The organism is Flagellimonas crocea (genome assembly GCF_033441595.1).
Lineage (GTDB): Bacteria > Bacteroidota > Bacteroidia > Flavobacteriales > Flavobacteriaceae > Flagellimonas > Flagellimonas crocea.
In genome coordinates, this window is record NZ_JAUZVX010000006.1 from 66,328 (window position 1) to 89,567 (window position 23,240).

Here is a 23,240-nt window from a genome sequence, read left to right on the forward strand (position 1 = left end):
TCATTAGACAAAAACATGATTTACCATATGAAAAAGCTTATTCTAACTTTTTTGGTATTCTTGGCAGTGGCGGCATGTAAGACCAATCCGTTTACTGGGAAGAGTACCTTGAACGCATTTCCAAACAGCCAAATATTTCCGTCAGCTTTTGCTCAATACAATCAATTCTTGGAAGAAAACAAAGTCATTACCGGTACTGATGATGCACGAATGATTACAAAAGTTGGACAGAGGATTGCATCGGCGGCAGAACGTTGGTTGGATGCCAATGGTTACCCTGGTTACTTAAAGGATTATCAATGGGAGTATAATCTGGTAAAAGATGAAACCGTAAACGCATGGTGTATGCCCGGAGGTAAAATTGTATTCTACACAGGCATCTTACCTATTACAAAAGACGAGACAGGCGTCGCAGTGGTAATGGGGCATGAAGTTGCACATGCACTTGCTGACCATGGGGCTCAACGGATGACTGCAGCATATGGACAGCAGATAGGTGCTCTATTGGGAAATGTTGCTATAAAGGATGAGGAAAAACGAAATATGTTCAACCAAGTGTATGGAATTGGTTCTACTGTTGGAGTAATGTTACCCTTTAGCCGAAATCACGAAACCGAAGCGGACAGGATTGGACTACAGATCATGGCCATTGCGGGATATGATCCCGATGAGGCAGCGGAACTTTGGAAGCGAATGAAAGCGGAGTCTGGCGGACAGGCACCTCCGGAGTTTTTGAGCACGCACCCATCCAACGATACTAGGATCAATAATTTGACCGCATGGGCCCCGGCCGCAAAACAAGAGGCGCGCAAGTTTGGGGTAACATCGTTTGAATAGTTAAAAAAACAAAACGAGAAATGTCACATCGAGCCATAATGATAAATCCCGATAGATACCAAAGGATTTATCCAAAAGCTTTGATGTGACATTTTTTTGTAACACAATCTTATGGCACAGCAACTGGCACTGAAGGGAAGTAAAAAACTATTGAACGCCTGGGCGTTTTATGATTGGGCCAACTCGGTGTACAGTTTGGTCATTTCCTCCGCCATTTTCCCACTTTTTTACGGTCTGTTGTTCCGAACGGCCGGAATAGAACAGGTCACCATTTTTGGGGGTGAAATTGCAAGGGCTCCGTTGATCAGCTACGTTACCTCGCTGGCCTTTGTGTTTATTGCCATCGTGACCCCTCTGGTTTCGGGTGTGGCGGATTATCTGGGGAATAAAAAAGTGTTCCTCAAGTTTTTTTGCTACTTGGGTTCGGCATCCTGTATTGGCTTGTATTGGTTTTCTTTGGAGAACATCTATTTTGGTCTTATCTGTTATTTTTTTGGATTGGTCGGTTTTTGGGTCAGTTTTGCCATCAACAATTCCTATTTGCCGGATATTGCCTATCCCGAACAGCAGGACAGGATCAGCGCCAAGGGTTTTTCCTTGGGGTATGTGGGCAGTGTTATTTTGTTGGTCTTTAATTTGGCCATGGTGATGAACCCTGAATTTTTTGGTATTACCGATGGTGGTGGGGAGATTGCCGAAATCAAGGCCATGAAGTATTCTTTCATATCAGTGGGCATTTGGTGGGCCCTGTTCAGTCAATATACCTTCAAGCATTTGCCCAAGGGCTACAAACGGCAAGGAGAACGGCATCATATTATTCTAAATGGTTTCAAGGAATTGAAATTGGTTTGGCATCAATTGGGCGAAAACAGAACACTAAAACGATACCTGGGTGCATTTTTCACCTACAGTATGGCCGTACAGACCATCATGTTGATCGCCACATATTTTGGAGAGGAAGAAATTGCTTGGGGCTCGGACAATGAACGGACCACAGGATTGATCATAAGTATTTTGTTGATACAGATCGTGGCCATAGCAGGTGCAACAGTTACGGCGCGAGCTTCGAAGTCTTTTGGAAATATCAGGACACTGATCGTAATCAATGTGATTTGGGCGCTACTCTGTATCTATGCCTTTTTTTTACAAACCCCGATGGACTTTTTTATAGCCGCCGGTTTGGTCGGTATTGTTATGGGTGGCATTCAAGCACTGTCCCGCTCCACCTATTCCAAATTTTTACCGGAGACCACCGATACCACCTCCTTCTTTAGTTTTTACGATGTGGCCGAAAAAATAGGCATCATCATAGGAACATTTTTATACGGTGCCGTGACACAACTTACGGGAAGTATGCGCAATAGCACCATCTTCTTGGCAATATTCTTTTTAATAGGTATCTTTTTGCTGACAAGAGTCGATAAAAAGAACTGAACAAATGAAACATTTTTTATGGATTGCCCTCTCTTTATTTTTGATGGGGCAGGGGCTTAGTGCCCAACAGAATCTCCAGGAACGATTGGGATACGCCAAGGATGCCAAACTTTTGATAGTCCATGCAGATGATTTGGGTGTCATCCACGGAGTAAACCAAGCCTCTTTTAAGGCCATGCAGAATGGGTCTGTAAGCAGCGCAAGTATTATGGTGCCCACACCATGGTTGCCAGAGGTGGCCAAATATGCCAAGGCCAATCCCGATCACGACATGGGAATTCACCTAACGCTGACCAGCGAATGGCAATTGTTGCGGTGGGGTCCCGTAGCTCCTCGTTCCCAAGTATCCAGTTTGGTAGATTCAAACGGGTATTTTTATCCGGATTGCAATACATTGTGGGAAAATGCAAAGATTGAAGAGGTGGAAATAGAATTGCGCGCACAAATAGAAAAAGCTATCGCAATGGGCATTAAGCCTACGCATTTGGACAGCCATATGGGTTGTTTGTTTTCCACGGACCCTCGCTACTATCAACTGTATGTACAATTGGCGGACGAATACGGTATTCCAGCTATGGTCAATCATCAAATTGAACAATTGGGCGGAACTGAAACGGCAGAACCACCAGTGGTAATTGATCAAATTTTTGGGGCAGGTACCGAGGATTTTGATAAAGATGCGATGGGAAAATACTACGCTGATGCATTGAGGGCATTGGAGCCTGGCGTGCATGTGATGATCATTCATTGTGGGTACGACAATATGGAAAGTCAGGGTATGTCTTTTGAACATCCCTACTGGGGTGCCAAATGGCGGCAAGATGATTATGATTTTTTTTCCAGTGAGGAATGTGCCAGGATTCTCGAAGAGGAGAACATACATGTGATTACATGGAAGGAAATCGGAAGGCTGTTGAAAAAATAAAAAAAAGCCGCGATCGGTCTGCGGCTTTTTTTGCTTTTTGATTGATGATAAACTCTGTTATCCTCTAGTGATATCTCCAGAGCCTGATGATTTTGAATTGATTTTTTTAGGGTTGCCGCGATAGTGGATGTCACCGGAACCTGATACCCTTGCATCAATGGCTTGGTTTGCGGTCACTTTAATATCGGCGGAACCGGAAACCGTGGCCTTCACAAAGTCAGCTTCGAGTTCATACGCTTTGATATCGCCCGAACCGGAAACCGAGACGGTAAAGTCCGTTACCCTTCCCGAAAGATTGATGTCACCGGAACCGGATAACGCAGCATCCAATTCGTCGGCCTCTACCGTAAGCGTAATATCTCCGGAGCCGGACATAGCGGTACTGAACCTATCGGTTCTAATGGTTGTTTTCCCTACAAGGTCGCCAGAACCTGAAAGGCTGGCCCCATTGATGGATTCCACTGGAACGGTCACATAAATACCACTGTTCCAGTTGGACGGTCTTAGGTTGACTCCCTTTTCAACCTTTATTTCCAATTTACCGTTCTTCACCTCAGTCGTAATGTATTCCAATAAATTGGATTCTCCTTTCAAGGTAATCTCCCCTTCGTTGCCGGATACCAGTTCTACATCAAACCATCCGGACATGGCAACCTGGTCGTAGTCGCCCACGGAACGTTCAATAGTGACTACATCTCCGTTACCCTTGATTTTTTTCCCCCACTGGGCATGGGTTATGGCAACCATTCCCAATGCCAAGGTCAGTGTCATAAGTTTTTTCATGTTCTTGTGTTTAAATTGTTTTTGATTAGATGTTAATTTTGATAAAAGGATATGCCCCCATAGTCACTGGTTATGTTCACCCTGTTTCCTGAGTTGGCCTTTCCATAGTAGCCACTGTAATACTTTTCAGTTGATTTTTCCTTGCTGATATTGATCTCGAAATCGTCCTTGCCACTTACTCCTGCGTATTCGGTGGAGATTTCAAAATCAAAGTAATAACTAGGGTCATATCCTATTTTGATGCCCGTATAATCGGTTCTGATGTCCAAATTTCCGGCATCCGACGCCATGCGGTCTATTTTAATGGAGCCGTAATCGCTGGTGATGGACACATTGCCGTGCACGTCTCCCAATTTTACTCCGATATAGTCCCCATTGCCATCCACGTTCTTTACGTTTTTCACGTCAATGGAACCGTAATCACTGGAATATTGAAGGTTTTCCATTTCTTCCACCACAGCGTTGGTATAATCCGCTTTAATGTTCAGATTACCCGCTTTTTCAATGGTAAAACCAGAGTAATCGGCAAAAATCTCGGCACTGTTCACATAATCAAAAGTAGATCGGGAAGTATAATCGAACCTGAGCTCGTTGTTGCGTCCGCGAAGTTCTCCTATTTCCAGTTTTCCATAGTCACAGCTTATTTTGGCATGGCCATCTATGCGGTCCAACATGATGCTTCCGTAGTCGTTGCTAAGGTTCACGCTGTTCTTTACCGGTAATTTGATGGTATAATTCACCTGTACGCTCACCTTTTTGCGGTTTCCCCAGCTCCATCCCCAGCTATTGTTCTTATTGCCAAATTGGGTGATTGCGGAAACCATACTGGCACTGTTTTCAAAATCCACGTCGATTTCTTTCAATCGTTCCTGCACACGTTCCTCGTCGTTTCCATTGGTTTTGATGTGCACCTCGATCATCACCCGGTTTTCGTTCCAAGAAGTGATGTTAAGGTTGCCATAGCTGTTGTTTACCTTTAAAAGGGCATCGGCATTTACACTGAACTCTTTTTTTATGGTTTTCTCCTTGGTGTACTTTCCGTTCAGTTTGTCGCTGTCCACATGGGCCGTAGCAACAAGGGGAATAAGGGCCAAGGCGAAAAGAATATATTTAAATTGTAAAGCTTTCATCATGTTGTGATTTTAAATTTTTAATACTTTCTATTTGGCTCAAAACTTCTTTTAATAAATCAATGCGTGTTTGGAAATTGGTAATCATGGCACTCAATATAATTTTGCTGTCACCACCGTTCACCAGATCCTGTTGTAGGGCTTCATAGTCTTTGTCCAAACGTTGTAGCTGAGCTAGGGTGTCATCCACCAGTTGTGCATTCTCCGGGGTCTTTTCTTCCTTGAGTTCCTCTACTTGCTCCTCTATAAGGTTGGCAAAATAGAACTCGGTGTTCGAGACTTCCGGGGCAATTTTCACCACCTGTTGTTTTAGCGTGGGCTGGGGTCTTAGCGTTTGATACCCCAAGAGCGCTACAATGGCTATCGATGCTGCAATGGACAGTGGTTTCCACCAAGAGGTCTTCTTTCCGGGCAGGGCAATCGTGCCCTGGTTCAGGTTCAATTTATCCAAAAACCTTTCTTGGTGCCCGTTCTGCGGTTCCTCAACATCAAACTCACCCTGCAGCCTTTCAAACAATCTATCTAAATTATCCTTGCTCATAACTAAACATTTACGGTCAATTTTTTCCTCAGGCTTTCTTTGGCCCTCGAAACCATGGTTCTACAATTAGCATAGCTAATGTTCATTATTTCACTTATTTCTTCGTAGTCGTATCCTTCGATCAAATGTAAGGTCAAAGAAACTCTGTAATTGTCTTTCAAACTTTTCATGGTTTCCATCACTTTTTGAGCCTTCAGTTCTGTGTAACCATTCTGATCTGAAGCAACTCCATCATTATCTTCGACCTTGTACATGACATCATCCAAATCTTCAGCACGTTTTTTCTGCTGTTTTTTGTAATGATAGATACTGTTATTGATCACGATCCGCTTTAACCATGCCCCAAAAGCGACGTCTCCTTTAAAGGTATGCAGTTTGGTAAATGCGCTCAGGAACGATTCCTGCATCACATCCTCGGCCTCGGCAGTGTGCTTTACAATCCTTAAAGCAGTGTTGTACATAGCTTTGTAATAGCGATTGTAAACCTCTAGCTGAGCGCTCTGTTTTCCCTGCATGCACAATTTGAGCAGTGTGTCAATATGTTCATTTTGTTGGCTCAAAAAATGATTGGTTTGTCTTATAGATTACACAATTTACCATTTGTTACACTTTTTTCTTAAAATTTGATTTTTAATGGCACAGGAATTGCCAATTAATGGGTGATAATAAGCCTTTGAATCACTATAAACATTGATTTTGAAGGGTTTGCGAAGGCTTGAGTGTAGAATTATAATGTTGGTCGATTGTCCATTATGACAAAATGACCGAAAAGATGATATGGGAGAGATGAAAATTACCAATTTTGACAATATGGACCTGCAAGGGATTGACGAGGATGCGGAGTTGATACCGTTGCTGACCCCTGAGGACGAAGAATTGATGAACAAGGAGAGCTTGCCGGAAACGCTTCCGGTATTGCCCTTGCGAAATACAGTGTTGTTTCCCGGTGTGGTGATACCTATTACGGCAGGAAGGGACAAGTCCATCAACCTGATCAAGGATGCCAATAACGGCAGCAAGACCATTGGGGTAGTGTCCCAAAAGGACGAGGCGGTCGAAAATCCCGGTCCAGAGGACATCAATACCGTTGGAACCGTGGCACGTATCCTAAGAGTGCTTCAAATGCCCGACGGAAATACCACCGTGATCATTCAGGGAAAAAAAAGGTTCAAGATAGACAGTATCTTGACGGAGAAACCCTATATCACCGCGAAGGTAAGCGAGGCCAACGAAGAACGCCCCGATGAAAAAAGCAGTGAATTTGAGGCTATCATAGACTCCATCAAGGAATTGGCCTTTAAGATTATCAAGGACAACCCGAACATTCCTAGCGAGGCTACATTTGCCATCAAGAACATCCAGAGCAATTCGTTCTTGATCAATTTTGTGTCATCCAACCTTAATTTGGCGGTCAGCGAAAAGCAACAACTTTTGGAAATGCCCAATTTGCAGGAGCGGGCCCTGGCCACTTTGAAGTACATGAACATGGAACTTCAAAAATTGGAACTTCGAAACGACATCCAAAGCAAGGTGCGTAGTGATATGGACCAACAGCAGCGGGAATATTTCCTTCACCAACAAATGAAGACCATTCAGGAAGAGCTGGGCGGGCTGTCATACGAGGAAGAGGTGGACGAAATGGCCGAAAAGGCCAAAAAGAAAAAGTGGGGCAAAAAAGTGCAGGAGCATTTTGAGAAGGAACTTTCCAAAATGCAGCGCATGAACCCACAGGTGGCCGAGTATTCCATCCAAAGAAATTATCTGGACCTGTTGCTGGACCTGCCATGGAACGAATACTCCAAGGACAAGTTTGATTTGAAAAGGGCCGAAAAAATCTTGGACAGGGACCACTATGGCCTGGAAGATGTGAAGCGGCGAATTATTGAATATTTGGCGGTGTTGAAGCTGCGAAACGACATGAAATCGCCCATCCTTTGTCTGTATGGACCTCCGGGAGTGGGTAAAACTTCTCTGGGTAAATCCGTGGCAGAGGCCTTGGGTAGGGAGTATGTACGCATGTCCCTTGGAGGACTTCGAGATGAGGCCGAAATCCGGGGACACCGAAAAACATACATTGGCGCCATGCCGGGCAGAATCATACAAAGTTTGAAGAAAGCGGGAACATCCAACCCTGTATTCATTTTGGACGAAATAGATAAGTTGGCCAGCAGTCATCAAGGTGACCCCTCTTCAGCCATGTTGGAGGTGTTGGACCCCGAACAGAACAGCGAGTTCCATGACAACTTTTTGGAAATGGGCTACGATCTGTCCAAAGTGATGTTCATCGCCACAGCGAACAACTTGTCCACCATTCAACCGGCACTCCGCGATCGTATGGAAATCATCAACGTGACGGGATATACCATCGAGGAAAAGGTGGAGATAGCCAAGCGTCACTTGTTGCCCAAGCAGTTGGAGGAGCACGGACTGTCCAAAAAAGATTTAAAAATCGGCAAACGCCAATTGGAAAAAATCGTAGAGGGCTATACCCGTGAATCCGGTGTAAGGAACTTGGAAAAGCAGATTGCCAAGGTGGTACGCTACGCGGCAAAATCCATTGCCATGGAAGAGGATTACAACGTTACCGTGAACAATGCCGTGGTGGAAAAAATTCTGGGCCCCGCCCGTTTGGAGCGCGACAAATATGAAAACAACGATGTCGCCGGAGTGGTCACAGGATTGGCATGGACCAGTGTTGGGGGCGATATTCTTTTTATCGAGTCCATACTTTCCAAAGGAAAAGGCACATTGAACGTAACGGGGAACTTGGGTAAAGTAATGAAGGAGTCTGCCACCATTGCCATGGAATATATCAAATCCAATGCAGATGCTTATGGTATTGATTCCGATGTTTTTGACAAGTACAACGTGCATATTCACGTTCCTGAAGGAGCTACCCCGAAGGATGGTCCGAGTGCAGGTGTTACTATGCTGACCTCATTGGTATCCCTTTTTACTCAGCGTAAAGTAAAAAAGAGCTTGGCGATGACGGGCGAGATTACCCTTCGTGGCAAGGTGTTGCCGGTTGGTGGAATCAAGGAAAAGATCTTGGCCGCGAAAAGGGCCCGTATCAAGGAAATCATTCTTTGTGCGGACAATAAAAAGGATATTGAGGAAATCAAAGCCGATTATCTTAAGGGTCTTACCTTCCATTATGTTACCGATATGAGCGAGGTAATCGATATTGCCATAACCAAACAGAAGGTAAAGAATGCGAAGACGCTTTAAATGACCATGATCATAACGGCGTAAGGTCTTTTCTGCCTATTTTTGGCGTATGGGAAAAATTACGATAGCAATTGATGGATATTCCTCAACGGGAAAAAGTACCATCGCCAAACGGTTGGCCTCAACTTTGAATTATATTTATGTGGATACTGGCGCCATGTACCGCGCGGTAACCCTTTTTGCACTTCAAGAGGGAGTCATTGATGATAAAGGAGAATTGGATGAAGCCACCTTGGTAGATAAGCTGTCCGAAATACACCTCAAATTTGTGCCCAATACAGAAACAGGCCGTTCCGATATGTTTTTGAACGATGAAAACGTGGAAGGGGAGATCCGTTCCATGCGGGTCTCGGGTTATGTAAGTAGGGTGGCCGCCATTAAAGAGGTCCGCGAAAAGCTGGTGAAGATCCAGCAAGAAATGGGCAAGGATAAAGGCATTGTAATGGATGGTCGGGATATTGGAACCGTTGTTTTTCCCGATGCGGAACTAAAATTGTTTATGACCGCTTCTCCTGAAACCAGGGCGGCACGGCGTTATAAAGAATTGTTGGATAAAGGCGAAGAGGTCAGCTATGCCGAAGTGCTGAGAAATGTGGAGGAACGCGACCGTATCGACTCTACTCGGACCATTTCACCGCTCACCAAGGCCAAGGATGCCATTGAGTTTGATAACAGCGATATGGGGTTGGAGGAGCAGTTTGAGCGTATTCTTAATTTCTCCAATAGAGTAATTGCAAAAGGGGAGTGATAACAGAAAAGTTTTGGGATTGCCACTTATCGGTCTCGGTTATCGCCAGTTGGCGGAGTAAGGGACGCGGAGTTGTCGGTTTAGTATTGGTTTGTTGGTCAAGTTAATTATTTTCTTGCTAAAGCTGCCGCTAATTGGCGATGAACCGTTGTTCTATGCAGTTATAAATCACCAAATTTTCCTTTTAAATCTCGCAGCAGCTTTTCTGGATTGTAACTAGTTCCATTTTTATAAATTGCTTCAACCTTTGTAATTGTATTTTTCTCATTAATTAGATCTCCATCTAAGATCACGAAATCTGCTCTTTTTCCAATTTCTATTGTACCGATATCTGTCATGCCTAATTTAGTAGCTCCGTTCTTGGTCATTATTTTAATTGCTTCAGGAGTAGTAAATCCAGCTTCTTTTAAAAGTAGAAAATTTCTTTGGTCTCCAAATCCTGGTAAAATATGTCGACCTGCATCTACACCTGCTGAAAGTATTCCACCTTTTTTGAAAAATTTATATTCAAAGTCCATTATACGTTTTAAACGCTTCTCTCTGGTTTTGCTATTTTCATTAGTTTCTAATGGAGTATTTAAATCTTTAAAGTTCTCTCGAAATGTTGCAGACATTATTTGAGCACTCTTTTCATCTAAAAAGCTTCTAGATGGAATACTGGCTTCATAAATACTTAGTGTTGAAGTTAAGACTGTTTTGTTTTCTATTAACTTATTCATAAGCATATCAACTTCAATTGACTCTAAATCTAAAGAATCTATATATTCCCTTGATCCTGAGCATTCCCCTACTTTTTTGTTTGTTCTAAAGTCAGAAACACTATTTAATCCGTGCTCAATTGCATCTATTCCCATCTCTGAGGCTTCTTTGAATGTTATAGAGCAAAGATGTCCTGTAACTTTAGTATTGTTGTTGTGAGCTTCATCGATAACTATTTCCAAGAATTCAGGCTCAATATTTCTATAAACTTTAAACCATTTAACACCTTTATTTGCCCAGAATTTGATAGTGTCTCGTAACTGATTTTCATTTTTAGGAATAATCATATTTTGATTTCCACGTTCTCCAGTTATATATGGTCCACTAGGAATGATTGTGGGACCAATTGCTTCTCCAGTTTCAATTTTTTCAGCAAGTGCTAATTCCTTATAAGGAGAAGCTGCTCCGCAAGTTTGAATTGTAGTTACACCCGCAGCTAAATATAATTTAGTAGCAGTTTCACCTAGAAATGGAATTCCCGGAATATGAAGATGATTATGAACTCCAACTAAACCAGGTATAATAGTTTTGTCCGTACCATCAATGATTTGAATATTCTGCAAATTTTGGAAATTGGAGTAAGCATCAATTTTCTTAAATATCCCGTTTTGTACCAAAATGGATATATTTTTCTGAATTGCCCCTCCGGTACCATCAATTAGATTGATATTTTTTATTAGTATAGGTTTAGACTCTGAATTTTGTGCAATAAGCACAGAATTAATAAACAGAATTAGAATAAAAAGTAGTGTTCTCAAATCATCAATTTTATAATTACATAGAACGTTAAAGATATGATTCGTTTCAATGAATGAAATCGACCGATAGATGAAATTAGTATTTTTCTGGTTAGAATCTTCAAAACAAAAAAACGCCCAAAGGGCGCTTTTCTGAATAGTAATTGGTATCAATTCTTATAAATTCGGAATCTTCAACACTTGGTCCGGATGTATAACATCAGGATTTTTTAATTGATCGGTGTTCGATTCAAAAATCTTATTGTATTTCATTGGGTCTCCGTAGTAATGTTTGGAAATCTTGCTTAAAGATTCTCCGCTCTTAACGGTATGGTAGGCATAAACGGACTCATCCTCCACCGTTATATTTGCTTTAATGTCCGAAGGGTTTTCGCCGCCGATTTCTTTGATTTTGTCCCACAATAGGTTTTTTTCATATTGGGTTTTGGCGGTTCCCTTAATTTTTAGGACATCGCCTTCAACATTTACATCGCCGCTTTTTACGCCCAATTTCTCACCTAGGTCCAATACAGGTTGATATTTTGCCTTTACACTCATAATGGTACTTTTTTACAGTTAACAATTAGAAACTTCAAGATAATCAATCTGCCCTAATTTTGCCATTAAATCATTGTAATACTTTTTTTGCTCAAACCTTGTTTTTAGGCTTTGTATATCAATATTTTAATTGTATTTTTGCACCCCTTTTGGCAACGAGGCAAGGGAAAAAGGGAATTTAGAAAATCAATTTAAAACCGCTTCCACGGTAATTGTCCAGCTCTTGTAAAACGTGGAATACAAATTTTAATCAGCAAAGCATGGCTGAAGAACAACAAAACGTTGAGGTAGAAGAAACTGCCGAAACACAATTAGTAAAAGAAGCAAAACAACCCGAACAAGACCCTCAGGAATTCCTTGAAAACTTTGATTGGGAAAAGTACGAAGAAGGAATTGAGCGCGTAGACGATACCAAGCTTAAGGAATTCGAAACACTTGTAGAGGAAAACTTTGTGGACACTGCCGATGAGGAAGTAGTGGAAGGAGAAGTTGTCCACATGACGGACCGTGAGGCCATCATTGACATCAATGCCAAGTCTGAAGGTGTAATTTCCTTGAATGAGTTCCGATACAATCCAGACCTTAAGGTTGGAGATAAAGTTGAGGTACTTATAGATATTCGTGAAGACAAGACCGGCCAATTGGTATTGTCCCACAGAAAAGCAAGAACCATTAAGGCGTGGGAACGTGTTAACAACGCCCACGACAAAGAAGAAATCGTAACTGGATTCGTAAAATGTCGTACCAAAGGTGGTATGATCGTTGACGTATTCGGCATCGAGGCATTCTTGCCAGGTTCTCAAATCGATGTGAAGCCTATCCGTGATTACGATCAGTACGTAGGCAAGACCATGGAGTTCAAAGTAGTGAAGATCAACCACGAGTTCAAGAACGTAGTGGTATCGCACAAAGCTTTGATCGAAGCGGATATCGAAGAACAGAAAAAAGAGATCATCGGCCAATTGGAAAAAGGTCAAGTATTGGAAGGTGTGGTCAAGAACATTACATCGTACGGGGTATTTATCGACCTTGGAGGTGTGGATGGATTGGTACACATTACCGACCTTTCCTGGAGCCGTATCAACCACCCGAACGAGGTTGTGGACCTAGACCAGAAATTGAACGTTGTTATCCTTGATTTTGATGATAACAAGTCAAGAATCCAGTTGGGTCTTAAGCAATTGGAGAAACACCCATGGGATGCCCTTGGTGATGAGATCAAAGTTGGTGACAAAGTAAAAGGTAAGGTAGTTGTGATCGCAGATTACGGTGCATTTATCGAAGTTGCCGATGGTGTTGAAGGTCTGATCCACGTTTCTGAAATGTCTTGGAGCACTCACCTAAGATCTGCCCAGGATTTCGTGAACGTTGGTGACGAAGTTGAAGCCGTTGTATTGACCTTGGATAGGGAAGATCGTAAAATGTCTTTGGGTATCAAGCAATTGACTCCTGACCCATGGACCGATATCACTTCTAAATATCCTGTGGGATCAAGACACAAAGGAATCGTTAGAAACTTTACCAACTTTGGTGTATTCGTAGAGTTGGAAGAAGGTATCGACGGTTTGATCTATATCTCCGACCTTTCTTGGACCAAGAAAATCAAGCACCCATCCGAGTTTGTTACCGTAGGTGATACTTTGGAGGTGGAAGTATTGGAATTGGACGTGGAAGGCCGCAAATTGAGCCTTGGTCACAAACAGACCACAGAGAACCCTTGGGACAAATACTCCGAAGAGTTTGCTGAAGGAACAATTCACAAAGCTGCAATCGCAGAGGTTGTTGACAAAGGAGCTACTATCAACTTTAACGAGGATATCGTTGGGTTTGTTCCACAACGTCACATGGAAAAAGAAGACGGCAAGAAACTTCAAAAAGGAGAAGAGGCCGAATTCAAGATCATCGAGTTCAACAAAGATTTCAAGAGAGTTGTGGCCAGCCACACTGCGATCTTTAGAGAGCAAGAAGATAGAAATGTGAAGGCCGCTGCCAAGAAAAGAGCTGCATCTAGCGATGAAGCTGCTCCGACCCTTGGAGATGCCAACTCACAGTTGCAAGCATTGAAAGACAAGATGGAAGCTGATTCCAAGAAAAAGTAATCAGACTTTTCAATGATACAAAGCCCCGCTGGAAACAGACGGGGCTTTTTTGTGTCCCGAACATTTTAAAGAATTGCTTACTTTTGTAGTCAACCGAGTTGGTCGCACATAGCCTATGAGTCAAAAAGTTCTGCTTACTTCAAAGGAAATCAACATCATACTGCACCGGTTGGCCTGTCAGCTAATGGAAAACCATCTGGATTTTACCGATACCGCATTGATCGGTATTCAGCCCCGAGGCGTTTTTTTGGCAGAACGATTGGTAAAGATTCTCAAAAAGGAATACAAGATCAAGCATATTGATCTTGGTTTCTTGGACATCACTTTTTTTAGGGACGATTTTGGACGAGGGGAAATCCTCAAGGCCAATTCCACACAGATGAATTTTTTGGTGGAGGACAAAAAAGTCGTGTTCATTGATGATGTACTTTACACGGGAAGAAGCATCAGAGCGGCCCTTACGGCCATCCAATCCTTTGGAAGACCGAGCAACATAGAACTCTTGACATTGATTGACAGACGTTTTAGCCGACACTTGCCTATACAGCCGACCTATCGCGGTAGACAGGTGGATGCCATAAACGAGGAAAAGGTCAAGGTAATGTGGGAAGAAAACGACGGTGAAGATAAAGTATATTTAATAAGCAAATAGAAGATAATGAGCGAGTTAAGTGTAAATCACTTGTTGGGAATAAAATATCTGAACAAAAAGGATATATCGCTCATTTTTGAAACGGCAGACCATTTTAAAGAAGTGATCAACCGTTCCATTAAAAAAGTGCCCACGCTACGGGACATAACCATAGCCAATATCTTTTTTGAGAACAGTACCCGTACCAAGCTCTCTTTTGAACTCGCGGAAAAACGGCTTTCTGCCGATGTGGTGAACTTTTCGGCAGGGCAATCCTCCGTGAAGAAGGGAGAGACCCTTATCGATACCGTGAACAATATCCTGTCCATGAAGGTGGATATGGTGGTGATGCGGCATCCCAATCCAGGAGCTGGAATATTCTTGTCCCAACACGTGAAGGCATCTATTGTAAATGCAGGTGATGGTGCGCATGAGCATCCCACACAGGCTTTGTTGGATTCCTTTTCCATACGGGAAAAATTAGGGGATGTAGGTGGAAAAAATGTTGTTATAGTTGGGGATATCCTGCATTCCAGAGTAGCCCTTTCCAATATTTTTGCACTTAAATTGCAAGGAGCCAACGTAAAAGTCTGCGGTCCAAAAACCCTTATTCCCAAGCATATTGAATCCTTGGGCGTCGGAGTGGAAACGAACCTAAGAAAAGCCTTGGAATGGTGCGATGTGGCCAACATGCTCCGTGTGCAGAACGAACGGATGGATATCAGCTATTTTCCGTCCACTCGTGAGTACACCCAGCAATTCGGGGTCAACAAGGAACTGCTGAACAGTCTGGACAAACAAATTGTGATCATGCACCCGGGCCCTATAAACCGAGGTGTTGAAATTACAAGTGATGTGGCCGATTCCGACCAGTCCATCATATTGCATCAAGTGGAAAACGGAGTGGCCGTGCGAATGGCCGTACTTTACCTATTGGCATCAAAAATTAAGTAACATGATTTTCGACAAAGACGGGACAACAACCATTGTTTTTCAGGAAAAAACCACATTATCGGGATTTTTGGAGAACCTCAATAAGGCTTATCCCAAAATAAAGCACGACAACATTGTCATCAACCTTTTTTCATTTAACAAACTAAAGGTCAACGATATCTTGGAATTTTTGGATCTTTCCAACACCCATAAAGCTGGTGGGCAATCCTTTGTTTTGGTGACCGATAAGTTAAGTTATGATGAAGTTCCCGACGAAATCAGCGTGGTACCTACCCTGCAAGAGGCCAAGGACCTTATCGAAATGGAGGAAATTGAACGTGACCTAGGAATATGAAATTGACCGTACTTGGTTGTTATGCCGCTACACCACGAACATTTACCAATCCCACCTCCCAGGTACTCGAAATAAAGAATCATCTTTTTTTGATTGATTGCGGTGAAGGGACCCAAGTGCAACTTAGAAAATATAAGGTCAAATTTTCCAGAATCAACCATATTTTTATTTCCCATCTGCACGGCGATCATTTTTTTGGTTTGCCCGGTCTTATTTCAACTTTTAGATTATTGGGCAGGGACAAGGAGCTTCACATTTATGGTCCCAAAGGAATCAAGCAAGCCATTACCTTATTTTTAAAACTAGGTGATTCCTGGACCAATTATCCTTTAATATTCCATGAACTGGAATCCAAGGAATCCGAACTTGTTTTTGAAGATGAAAAGGTCACCGTGCGAACAGTTCCCTTGATACATAGGGTTTACACGAACGGATATTATTTTGAAGAAAAGGAAGCACCCCGTACATTGGACGTCGATGCAGCGAGAAAATTTGGTGTGGACAAGAGCCAGTTCAACAATATTAAAAAAGGGGTTGACGGCGTCGATGGCTATGGAACAGTAATACCCAATAAAAAACTCACTTTGGACCCTCCCGAACCCAAAAGCTATGCTTTTTGCAGCGATACGGTTTACAACGAAGCTGTTTTGCCTATTATTAAGGATGTTACCGTGCTGTACCATGAATCCACTTTTTTGGATTCCGAAGAACATTTGTGTGAAAAAACCAAGCACTCCACCTCCAAGCAAGCTGCACAAATAGCCAAAAAGGCCAATGCAAAACTGCTGATCTTGGGGCATTACTCCACAAGGTATAAATCCATTCAATTGTTCAAGAAAGAAGCGGAAGAGGTATTCCCTGCGGTGGATTTAGCAGATGATGGCAAAGTGTTTGACTTTGGAAACTGAAAATTTACAAAACTTTTACAAACCCGTTGCTTTGAAGAGATTCTAATTTTGACGAACTTCACGTCATGCAAAAAGACCTGGGCAACTACAGAAAATCTTACGAAAAAAGCGAACTGACCGAAGATTCGATCAAGGAAAATCCCATGGAACTGTTTCAAAAATGGTTCCATGAGACCGAGGCTTCCGATGGAGTTGATGAGCCAAACGCTATGACGGTTTCCACCATAGGCTTGGACGGCTTCCCCAAAAGTAGGGTGGTGTTGATGAAAAAATTCACTTTTGAAGGTTTTATTTTTTACACCAATTACCATAGTGAAAAAGGCAGGGCCATTGAAGCGAACCCAGCAGTTTGCCTGTCATTTTTTTGGCCGAATATGGAACGTCAGGTCATTATAAAGGGCAAGGCCGAAAAAATCGCACCAAACCTTTCGGACGGTTATTTTGAATCCCGTCCCCATGGCAGTCAATTGGGTGCGGTGGTCTCCGACCAGAGTGAAGTAGTCCCCTCCCGTGAATATTTGGAGGTCAAGTTAAAGGAACTCGAGCAAAAATATGATGGTAAGGAAGTACCCAGGCCCGAATATTGGGGCGGTTATTTGGTGCGTCCTGTTTCCATTGAATTTTGGCAGGGACGCCCCAACAGATTGCACGATAGGATACTATATTCCCTACAAGAAGATTTTGACTGGAAAATAGAACGATTGGCACCCTAATCCCGATAAAATGAAACAACTTATATTAATGAGACATGGGAAATCCTCATGGGACTACGATGTCTCTGACATGGACAGACCTTTAAAGGAAAGAGGAATCAATGATGCCCATTTGGTGGCCAAAACATTTGGCCCAAAAGCTCCCACGATCGATCATATCTATTCCAGTCCCGCCAACCGTGCCCTGCACACCAGCATGATTTTTGTGCGGAACATGGAATATGACCTGTCCAAGTTTAGCATAAACAAGGCACTCTACGATTTTTCGGGCAATAGTGTAGAGCAGTTTATCAAGCATTTGGACAATGACTTGCAGACCGTGGCTATTTTTGGCCACAACAATGCCTTTACCTCACTTGCAAATACTTGGGGAGATCAGTATATTGACAACGTTCCTACGGCCGGGCTTGTCCACATTACATTTGGTGCGGAAGATTGGTCCAAAATATCAAGGGGCACCACAAAACAAATGGTCTTTCCAAAACACTTGAAAAAATAAATGGTTAAAACAACAAACGAATATATAAACAGGGAAATCAGCTGGTTACAATTTAATGCAAGAGTATTGCAAGAAAGTAAGGACCACAGGGTTCCACTGATTGACCGATTGCGGTTCCTGGGAATTTTCAGTAATAATCTGGATGAATTTTTCAAAGTGCGGTATGCCACCGTAAAACGAATTGTGGATGCCGGAAAAACGGGCAAAAGCGTACTTGGTGGAGAAAGAGCAAAGGACCTTTTGGAGGAAATCACTAAAATAGTGATCAACCAGCAGGCACGTAGTTTGGAGATTTTTAAGCAAATCGATAAGGAGCTGCGCGAGGAAAATATCTTCATCATCCGGGAAACCGAGGTCAACGAAAGCCAAGCTGAATTTATTCGGGATTATTTCTTTAAAAAGGTCAATCAGGAATTGATGACCATTATCCTGAACGATTTGACCGAATTTCCTTTGCTCAAGGATACCGCGGCCTATTTGGCGGTTAAGGTTGTCATGAAAAATGGTTCTGCAAAAGGCAAGCACAATCGGTATGCCCTCATTGAGATCCCAAAAGGGATTGATCGTTTCGTGGTGTTGCCCAAGGAAGGCGATAAACATTTCGTGATCATATTGGACGATTTGATTCGTTTTTGTCTGGATAGCGTGTTCACCATGTTTGATTTTAAATCGATTTCCGCACACATGATCAAGATCACCCGTGATGCCGAATTGGACATCGACAATGATCTCAGCAAAAGTTTTATCGAGAAGATTTCATCCAGTGTCGAGCATAGAAAGATCAGTGATCCTGTGCGGTTTGTGTACGATAAGAGCATCGATAAGGATACGCTCCAGTTCCTAAAGGAAAAGATGGACATTATGGATACCGATAGTGTGATTCCCGGTGGGCGTTATCACAACAGAAGGGACTACATGGGTTTTCCCAGTTTGGGAAGGCACGACCTGATGTACGAAAAGATTGAGCCACTGCCCGTAAAAGGCCTCAGCATGAAAGGGAGCCTTTTGGACATCATCGCCCATAAGGATTACATGATCTACGCTCCGTACCATACCTTTAGTTATGTGACGAAATTTTTAAGGGAAGCCGCTTTGGACCCTAGGGTAAGGACCATTAAAATTACAATTTACCGGTTGGCAAGCGACAGCCAGATTGCTTCCGCATTGGTGAACGCCGTTAAAAACGGTAAACAGGTTACGGTGCAGATAGAGCTTCAGGCAAGGTTCGATGAGCAGAACAATATCGAATACGCCAACTACCTGCAAGATGAAGGGGTCAAATTGATATTCGGTGTCCCAGGCTTAAAGGTACACAGCAAAATCTGTTTGGTTGAGCGAGAAGAGGAAGAAGGCATCAAAAGGTACGGATTTATCAGTACGGGAAATTTCAACGAATCCACTGCAAAAATTTATACCGATTATACCCTGTTTACGGCCCATCAAGGTATTTTGAAGGATATGAACAAAGTATTCGGATTCTTCGAAACGAACTATAAAATAAACAAATACAAGCACCTGATAGTATCTCCACATTATACCAAGTCAACTTTTACCAAGTTGATAGACAAGGAGATTGCATTTGCCAAAGCAGGTAAAAAGGCCTACATCAAAATAAAGATGAACAGCCTTACTTCTTATAAAATGGTGGACAAGCTCTACGAAGCAAGTAGGGCAGGCGTCAAAATTCAGATGATTGTTCGGGGAATTTGCTGTCTAATCCCCGATGTTCCCGGAATGAGCGAAAATATTGAAGCCATAAGCATTGTGGACAAGTTTCTTGAACATCCAAGATTGTTCATTTTTGGCAATGACGGCGACCCAAAAATTTATATCTCCTCTGCGGATTGGATGACGCGCAACCTTGATTTTAGAGTAGAGGTGGGCTGTCCGATTTACGACCCGGACATTAGGCAGGAACTGCTCGATACCTTTGAAATTTCTTGGAAGGATAACCTAAAGGCAAGGGTATTTTCCGCAAAACAGGACAATGCCTATCGAAAACGTTCCAAATCGGCACCTGAAGTAAGGTCGCAATTTGAAATGTACTATTATTATCAGAAAAAATTGGAATCCTAATTGCTTGGATCAACCGTGCATGGTTTCTTTTTTACCTAGGTTTTTCATGAGCTGCGCCTCATGTTCCAAGAGGTCTTCCCATTTTTGGTTTACCTCTTCCTTATTGCCGTATTTCCGTGCAAATTTCAGGAACATGGTGTAATGGTTGGCTTCGCTCACCATCAGGTTTCTATAGAACTCGGACAGTTCTTCATCATCTATTTCTTCAGAAAGTAACCTGAAACGTTCACAACTGCGGGCTTCGATAAGCGCGGCATACAAAAGTTTGTGGACCAAATGGGTCTCGCGGCTACCTCCTTTTGGAAAGAATTTCATGAGTTCCACAACATATTCGTCCTTGCGTTCGCGGCCCAGCACCCATCCGCGTTGTAAAATTTTATCGTGCACCATGTTAAAGTGTCCCATTTCCTCGCGGGCAAGAGCGGTCATTTCCTTCACCAACTCTGATTTTTCCGGAAAACCAACGATTAAAGAAATGGCCATACTTGCTGCCTTTTGCTCGCAATAGGCATGGTCCGTCAAAATTTCTTCGATGTTCTTTTCTACAATGTCCACCCATCTTGGGTCCGTTGGTAGTTTTAGGCCTAACATGATAATTGTTTTATGGCAAAGATAATCTGATAGGATTAAATAAATTTGTGATACCCTAGTTATATTTGTAAAATCAATAGATTGCAGGCTATACCTTATGACCAAAACCTCGAAAGAATATCTCTCCGACATTTTAAAATCAAACCTGTCAGAATCCGAATACCAGTGGCTGGAGAAGGCCGTGGAAAAAATACTTGGAACCAAGAGCAAGAAGGACCTTTACATGACCTACAGTTTATGTCCTTCAAGGGTCGAGGACCGTCCTATCTTAGATTTTGGCCCAACTGATTACGAATGGAAGGAGTATTTGGAAATTCAAAAAGCTTCCACTTTGGAGATTTCAAGGATTTATGTGCTGTCTACTGTGCTGCAGTCCGACGAGGTTTTTGAAAAACCCGTACAGCAGCTCATTCAAGTTGCCGATAAAACAGAACTTGAAACTTTTTTGAAGTACTTGATATTGTTGCCCGGTTCAGGTAATTTTAAGTTTGTGGGCGTTGAAGCTTTGAGAACCAACATTGCCACGGTCTTTAACGCAATATCACAATATAATCCTTATCCTTCCGAACATTTTACAACGGCCGAATGGAACCAAATGTACCTAAAAGCGGCATTTATGGGTCAGGACCTTAAAAAGATACCGGAAGTAGAGAAAATGGCCAATCAGGATTTGGCACGCATCATATCCGACTATGCCCATGAAAGGTGGGCGGCATCTAGAACTGTGGACCCCATGTTCTGGAGGCCCGTTTCCAATTTTTTGGAAGGCAACCTATTGGATGACGTGGAACGCTTGTTCAAAAGTGAAAATGAAAGGGAACAAATGGCCGCTACTTTGGTTTGCTACCATTCAAAGTCAAGCGCCGCAAAAAAAATGCTCGATACCTATGATACCCATCTACAAAAAGTGGAAAAGGGCAATCTAACTTGGAAAAACTTATAATACCATGGATGATAAATTAATGATTATAGACCCCCACGTTCATATGACTTCTAGAACAACGGATGATTATGAAGCCATGGCTGCAGCTGGGGTCGTTGCGGTAATAGAACCCTCTTTTTGGATGGGACAACCCAGAACACAGGTTGGTTCCTTCCAAGATTATTTTAGCAGTTTGGTCGGCTGGGAGCCTTTTCGGGCATCCCAATTCGGAATAAAACATTATTGCACCATAGGCCTTAACTCCAAAGAGGCAAACAATGTACCCTTGGCCGAAGAGGTAATGGAGTTATTGCCACTATACCTGCATAAGGAAAATGTAGTGGCCATTGGTGAGATAGGATATGATGATCAGACGGATGCTGAGGACCGTTTCTTTAGGGAACAATTGGAGCTGGCGAAGGCTTTTGATATGATGGTCCAAGTACATACACCGCATAGGGATAAAAAAGCGGGTACGATCAAGAGCATGGAAGTCTGTTTGGAGCATGGTTTGGACCCTGGAATGGTGGTAATAGACCATAACAATGAAGAAACGGTGCAGGAAGTTTTGGACCGAGGATTTATAGCAGCTTTCACCATTTATCCCAAAACCAAAATGGGAAATCAAAGAATGGTTGAAGTGGTGAAAAAGTACGGAAGCACCAATATCATTGTGGACAGTTCGGCCGATTGGGGCGTAAGCGACCCATTGGCAGTTCCAAAAACGGCCCAATTGATGTTACAAAATGGGATTTCTAAAGAAGATGTTGTAAAAACTTGCTATCAAAATGCCCTTGACTTCTTTGGCCGATCTGGAAAAATGAAAGAAGCGCACTGGCTGGCACCGGAAGCAATAGATCAGCGTAAGCTTTTTAACGACAACAGTGTTCTCAGAGGTCAGGAACCGAAAGTGGGGGATAACAAAATCGTTTAATGGGACCGCGCTTAAAAGCATATCTTCAATTATGTAGACCTGCCAATTTGCCCACAGCTGCAGCCGATATTATCGCTGGAGTTTCCGTGGCAGGGCTATTTGGTGGTTTGAATGCGTTTGAAATGCCTTTGGTTGGGTCTTTTACCTTTTTGTTGCTAGTGTTGGCTTCCGTTTTCCTTTATGCCGGAGGCGTTGTGCTCAATGATGTCTTTGATATTGAGATCGATAAAGTGGAACGGCCGGAAAGGCCAATCCCAAGTGGAAGGGTAACCCTGCAAAAAGCCAGATTGTTTGGTTATGTTCTATTGCTAATAGGCACAGGTTTTGCTTTTTTGGTAAACACGGATTGTGGCGTAATTTCCATTTTACTGGCACTGGCCATTTTGTCCTATGACAAATTTGCCAAGCACCATGCGTTTTTTGGCCCCTTGAACATGGGCATCTGTAGAGGTTTGAATCTTTTTATGGGAATGTCGCTAATGAATGTGGGAAGTTATTGGCCATATGTTTTCATTCCGGTGATATTTATCTTTGCGGTTACCATGATAAGCCGTGGCGAGGTACATGGGAAAAATAAGGGCAATATCTTGCTTGCTGGTCTGTTGTACTTGGTAGTGATTTTTGAAGTGTTTTATTTGCATCAAGTATATGCAAATGGCGACCTTTGGTATATGTTGTTTTTGGCACTTTTTGCATTTATGGTATTCAATCCTTTGATCAGGGCTTACCATAACAATAAACCTGGCAACATTAAAAAAGCCGTAAAAGCGGGAGTACTGTCCATCATTTTATTGGATGCCGCCATTGCGGTCGCCCATTCCAATATTTTCATTGGGCTTATCATACTTTTATTATTGCCATTAGCCATTTATTTGGCCAAACAATTTGCAGTTACCTAG

The 23,240-nt window shown here is 42.7% G+C and carries 23 protein-coding genes; 16 read left to right on the forward strand and 7 right to left on the reverse strand.

The genetic code is table 11. From position 1 onward, the window contains the following. Nucleotides 1-27: 27 nt before the first annotated feature. The 3 genes from SD449_RS17700 to SD449_RS17710 all read left to right on the forward strand — a co-directional run bounded on the left by SD449_RS17700 (nt 28) and on the right by SD449_RS17710 (nt 3,196). Nucleotides 28-837, forward strand: coding sequence for a M48 family metallopeptidase (locus tag SD449_RS17700; RefSeq protein ID WP_318312484.1), 810 nt, complete (start codon nt 28-30; stop codon nt 835-837). A gap of 111 nt (nt 838-948) precedes the next feature. Continuing rightward, nucleotides 949-2,271, forward strand: a complete 1,323-nt coding sequence (locus tag SD449_RS17705) for an MFS transporter (protein WP_318312485.1) — start codon at nt 949-951, stop codon at nt 2,269-2,271. Between the two features lie 4 nt (nt 2,272-2,275). Next, entirely contained in the window at nt 2,276-3,196 is a 921-nt protein-coding gene (locus SD449_RS17710; RefSeq protein ID WP_318312487.1) for a polysaccharide deacetylase family protein, read from the forward strand. 57 nt (nt 3,197-3,253) lie between these two features. On the opposite strand, the gene SD449_RS17715 is transcribed toward SD449_RS17710, so the two are convergent. Genes SD449_RS17715 through SD449_RS17730 form a run of 4 tightly spaced genes read right to left on the reverse strand, consistent with a single transcriptional unit; the run spans nt 3,254 to nt 6,210 of the window. After that, nucleotides 3,254-3,979 (reverse strand): head GIN domain-containing protein, encoded by a 726-nt coding sequence (locus tag SD449_RS17715; RefSeq protein ID WP_318312488.1) that lies wholly within the window; start codon nt 3,977-3,979, stop codon nt 3,254-3,256. 32 nt (nt 3,980-4,011) lie between these two features. Next, nucleotides 4,012-5,109, reverse strand: a complete 1,098-nt coding sequence (locus SD449_RS17720; RefSeq protein WP_318312675.1) for a DUF4097 family beta strand repeat-containing protein — start codon at nt 5,107-5,109, stop codon at nt 4,012-4,014. Continuing rightward, nucleotides 5,090-5,650, reverse strand: coding sequence for a hypothetical protein (locus SD449_RS17725; protein ID WP_318312490.1), 561 nt, complete (start codon nt 5,648-5,650; stop codon nt 5,090-5,092). The genes SD449_RS17720 and SD449_RS17725 overlap by 20 nt, the downstream gene beginning before the upstream one ends. 2 nt (nt 5,651-5,652) lie before the next feature. Further along, nucleotides 5,653-6,210, reverse strand: a complete 558-nt coding sequence (locus SD449_RS17730) for an RNA polymerase sigma factor (protein ID WP_318312491.1) — start codon at nt 6,208-6,210, stop codon at nt 5,653-5,655. 217 nt (nt 6,211-6,427) lie between these two features. Between SD449_RS17730 and lon the strand changes: the two genes are divergently transcribed. After that, the gene (gene lon, locus SD449_RS17735) at nt 6,428-8,878 is read left to right on the forward strand and encodes an endopeptidase La (RefSeq protein WP_318312493.1); all 2,451 of its coding nucleotides are present in this window, start codon (nt 6,428-6,430) and stop codon (nt 8,876-8,878) included. A gap of 49 nt (nt 8,879-8,927) precedes the next feature. Further along, nucleotides 8,928-9,626, forward strand: coding sequence for a (d)CMP kinase (cmk, locus tag SD449_RS17740; RefSeq protein ID WP_318312494.1), 699 nt, complete (start codon nt 8,928-8,930; stop codon nt 9,624-9,626). A 161-nt stretch (nt 9,627-9,787) separates the two neighbouring features. Here the strand turns inward: cmk and SD449_RS17745 are convergent, their stop codons facing one another. Continuing rightward, on the reverse strand, nt 9,788-11,143 hold the full coding sequence (locus SD449_RS17745) for an amidohydrolase family protein (protein ID WP_318312496.1): 1,356 nt from the start codon (nt 11,141-11,143) through the stop codon (nt 9,788-9,790). Between the two features lie 156 nt (nt 11,144-11,299). Beyond that, on the reverse strand, nt 11,300-11,680 hold the full coding sequence (locus tag SD449_RS17750; RefSeq protein ID WP_318312498.1) for a LysM peptidoglycan-binding domain-containing protein: 381 nt from the start codon (nt 11,678-11,680) through the stop codon (nt 11,300-11,302). 260 nt (nt 11,681-11,940) lie between these two features. On the opposite strand from SD449_RS17750, the gene rpsA reads away from it, so the two are divergent. The 8 genes from rpsA (at nt 11,941) to ppk1 (ending at nt 19,894) form a co-directional block, all read left to right on the forward strand. Then, nucleotides 11,941-13,779 (forward strand): 30S ribosomal protein S1, encoded by a 1,839-nt coding sequence (gene rpsA / locus SD449_RS17755; protein ID WP_318312500.1) that lies wholly within the window; start codon nt 11,941-11,943, stop codon nt 13,777-13,779. 115 nt (nt 13,780-13,894) lie between these two features. Then, nucleotides 13,895-14,431, forward strand: coding sequence for a bifunctional pyr operon transcriptional regulator/uracil phosphoribosyltransferase PyrR (gene pyrR, locus SD449_RS17760; protein WP_318312501.1), 537 nt, complete (start codon nt 13,895-13,897; stop codon nt 14,429-14,431). A gap of 6 nt (nt 14,432-14,437) precedes the next feature. Beyond that, entirely contained in the window at nt 14,438-15,364 is a 927-nt protein-coding gene (locus SD449_RS17765) for an aspartate carbamoyltransferase catalytic subunit (RefSeq protein ID WP_127136996.1), read from the forward strand. Between the two features lies 1 nt (nt 15,365). Further along, nucleotides 15,366-15,698 carry a ribonuclease Z gene (locus SD449_RS17770; protein WP_318312505.1) on the forward strand — a complete coding sequence of 111 codons (333 nt, stop codon included), beginning with the start codon at nt 15,366-15,368 and terminating at the stop codon, nt 15,696-15,698. Continuing rightward, a complete protein-coding gene (locus SD449_RS17775) occupies nt 15,695-16,606 on the forward strand; it encodes a ribonuclease Z (RefSeq protein ID WP_318312506.1) in 912 nt (303 codons plus the stop codon). The genes SD449_RS17770 and SD449_RS17775 overlap by 4 nt, the downstream gene beginning before the upstream one ends. A gap of 65 nt (nt 16,607-16,671) precedes the next feature. Continuing rightward, a complete protein-coding gene (gene pdxH / locus SD449_RS17780; protein WP_318312507.1) occupies nt 16,672-17,319 on the forward strand; it encodes a pyridoxamine 5'-phosphate oxidase in 648 nt (215 codons plus the stop codon). A gap of 10 nt (nt 17,320-17,329) precedes the next feature. Next, nucleotides 17,330-17,818 carry a SixA phosphatase family protein gene (locus SD449_RS17785; protein WP_318312508.1) on the forward strand — a complete coding sequence of 163 codons (489 nt, stop codon included), beginning with the start codon at nt 17,330-17,332 and terminating at the stop codon, nt 17,816-17,818. Further along, the gene (ppk1, locus tag SD449_RS17790) at nt 17,819-19,894 is read left to right on the forward strand and encodes a polyphosphate kinase 1 (RefSeq protein ID WP_318312510.1); all 2,076 of its coding nucleotides are present in this window, start codon (nt 17,819-17,821) and stop codon (nt 19,892-19,894) included. A 9-nt stretch (nt 19,895-19,903) separates the two neighbouring features. Here ppk1 and miaE read toward each other — a convergent pair whose 3' ends face one another. After that, nucleotides 19,904-20,485 carry a tRNA-(ms[2]io[6]A)-hydroxylase gene (gene miaE, locus SD449_RS17795; RefSeq protein ID WP_318312512.1) on the reverse strand — a complete coding sequence of 194 codons (582 nt, stop codon included), beginning with the start codon at nt 20,483-20,485 and terminating at the stop codon, nt 19,904-19,906. Between the two features lie 97 nt (nt 20,486-20,582). Here miaE and SD449_RS17800 point away from each other — a divergent pair, with 97 nt between their 5' ends. Genes SD449_RS17800 through eboC form a run of 3 tightly spaced genes read left to right on the forward strand, consistent with a single transcriptional unit; the run spans nt 20,583 to nt 23,240 of the window. Continuing rightward, complete coding sequence (locus SD449_RS17800) at nt 20,583-21,428, forward strand: EboA domain-containing protein (RefSeq protein ID WP_318312514.1); 846 nt, start codon at nt 20,583-20,585, stop codon at nt 21,426-21,428. Between the two features lie 4 nt (nt 21,429-21,432). Beyond that, entirely contained in the window at nt 21,433-22,341 is a 909-nt protein-coding gene (locus tag SD449_RS17805; RefSeq protein WP_318312516.1) for a TatD family hydrolase, read from the forward strand. Next, the gene (eboC, locus tag SD449_RS17810) at nt 22,341-23,240 is read left to right on the forward strand and encodes a UbiA-like protein EboC (RefSeq protein WP_318312517.1); all 900 of its coding nucleotides are present in this window, start codon (nt 22,341-22,343) and stop codon (nt 23,238-23,240) included. Before SD449_RS17805 ends, eboC begins: the two co-directional genes overlap by 1 nt.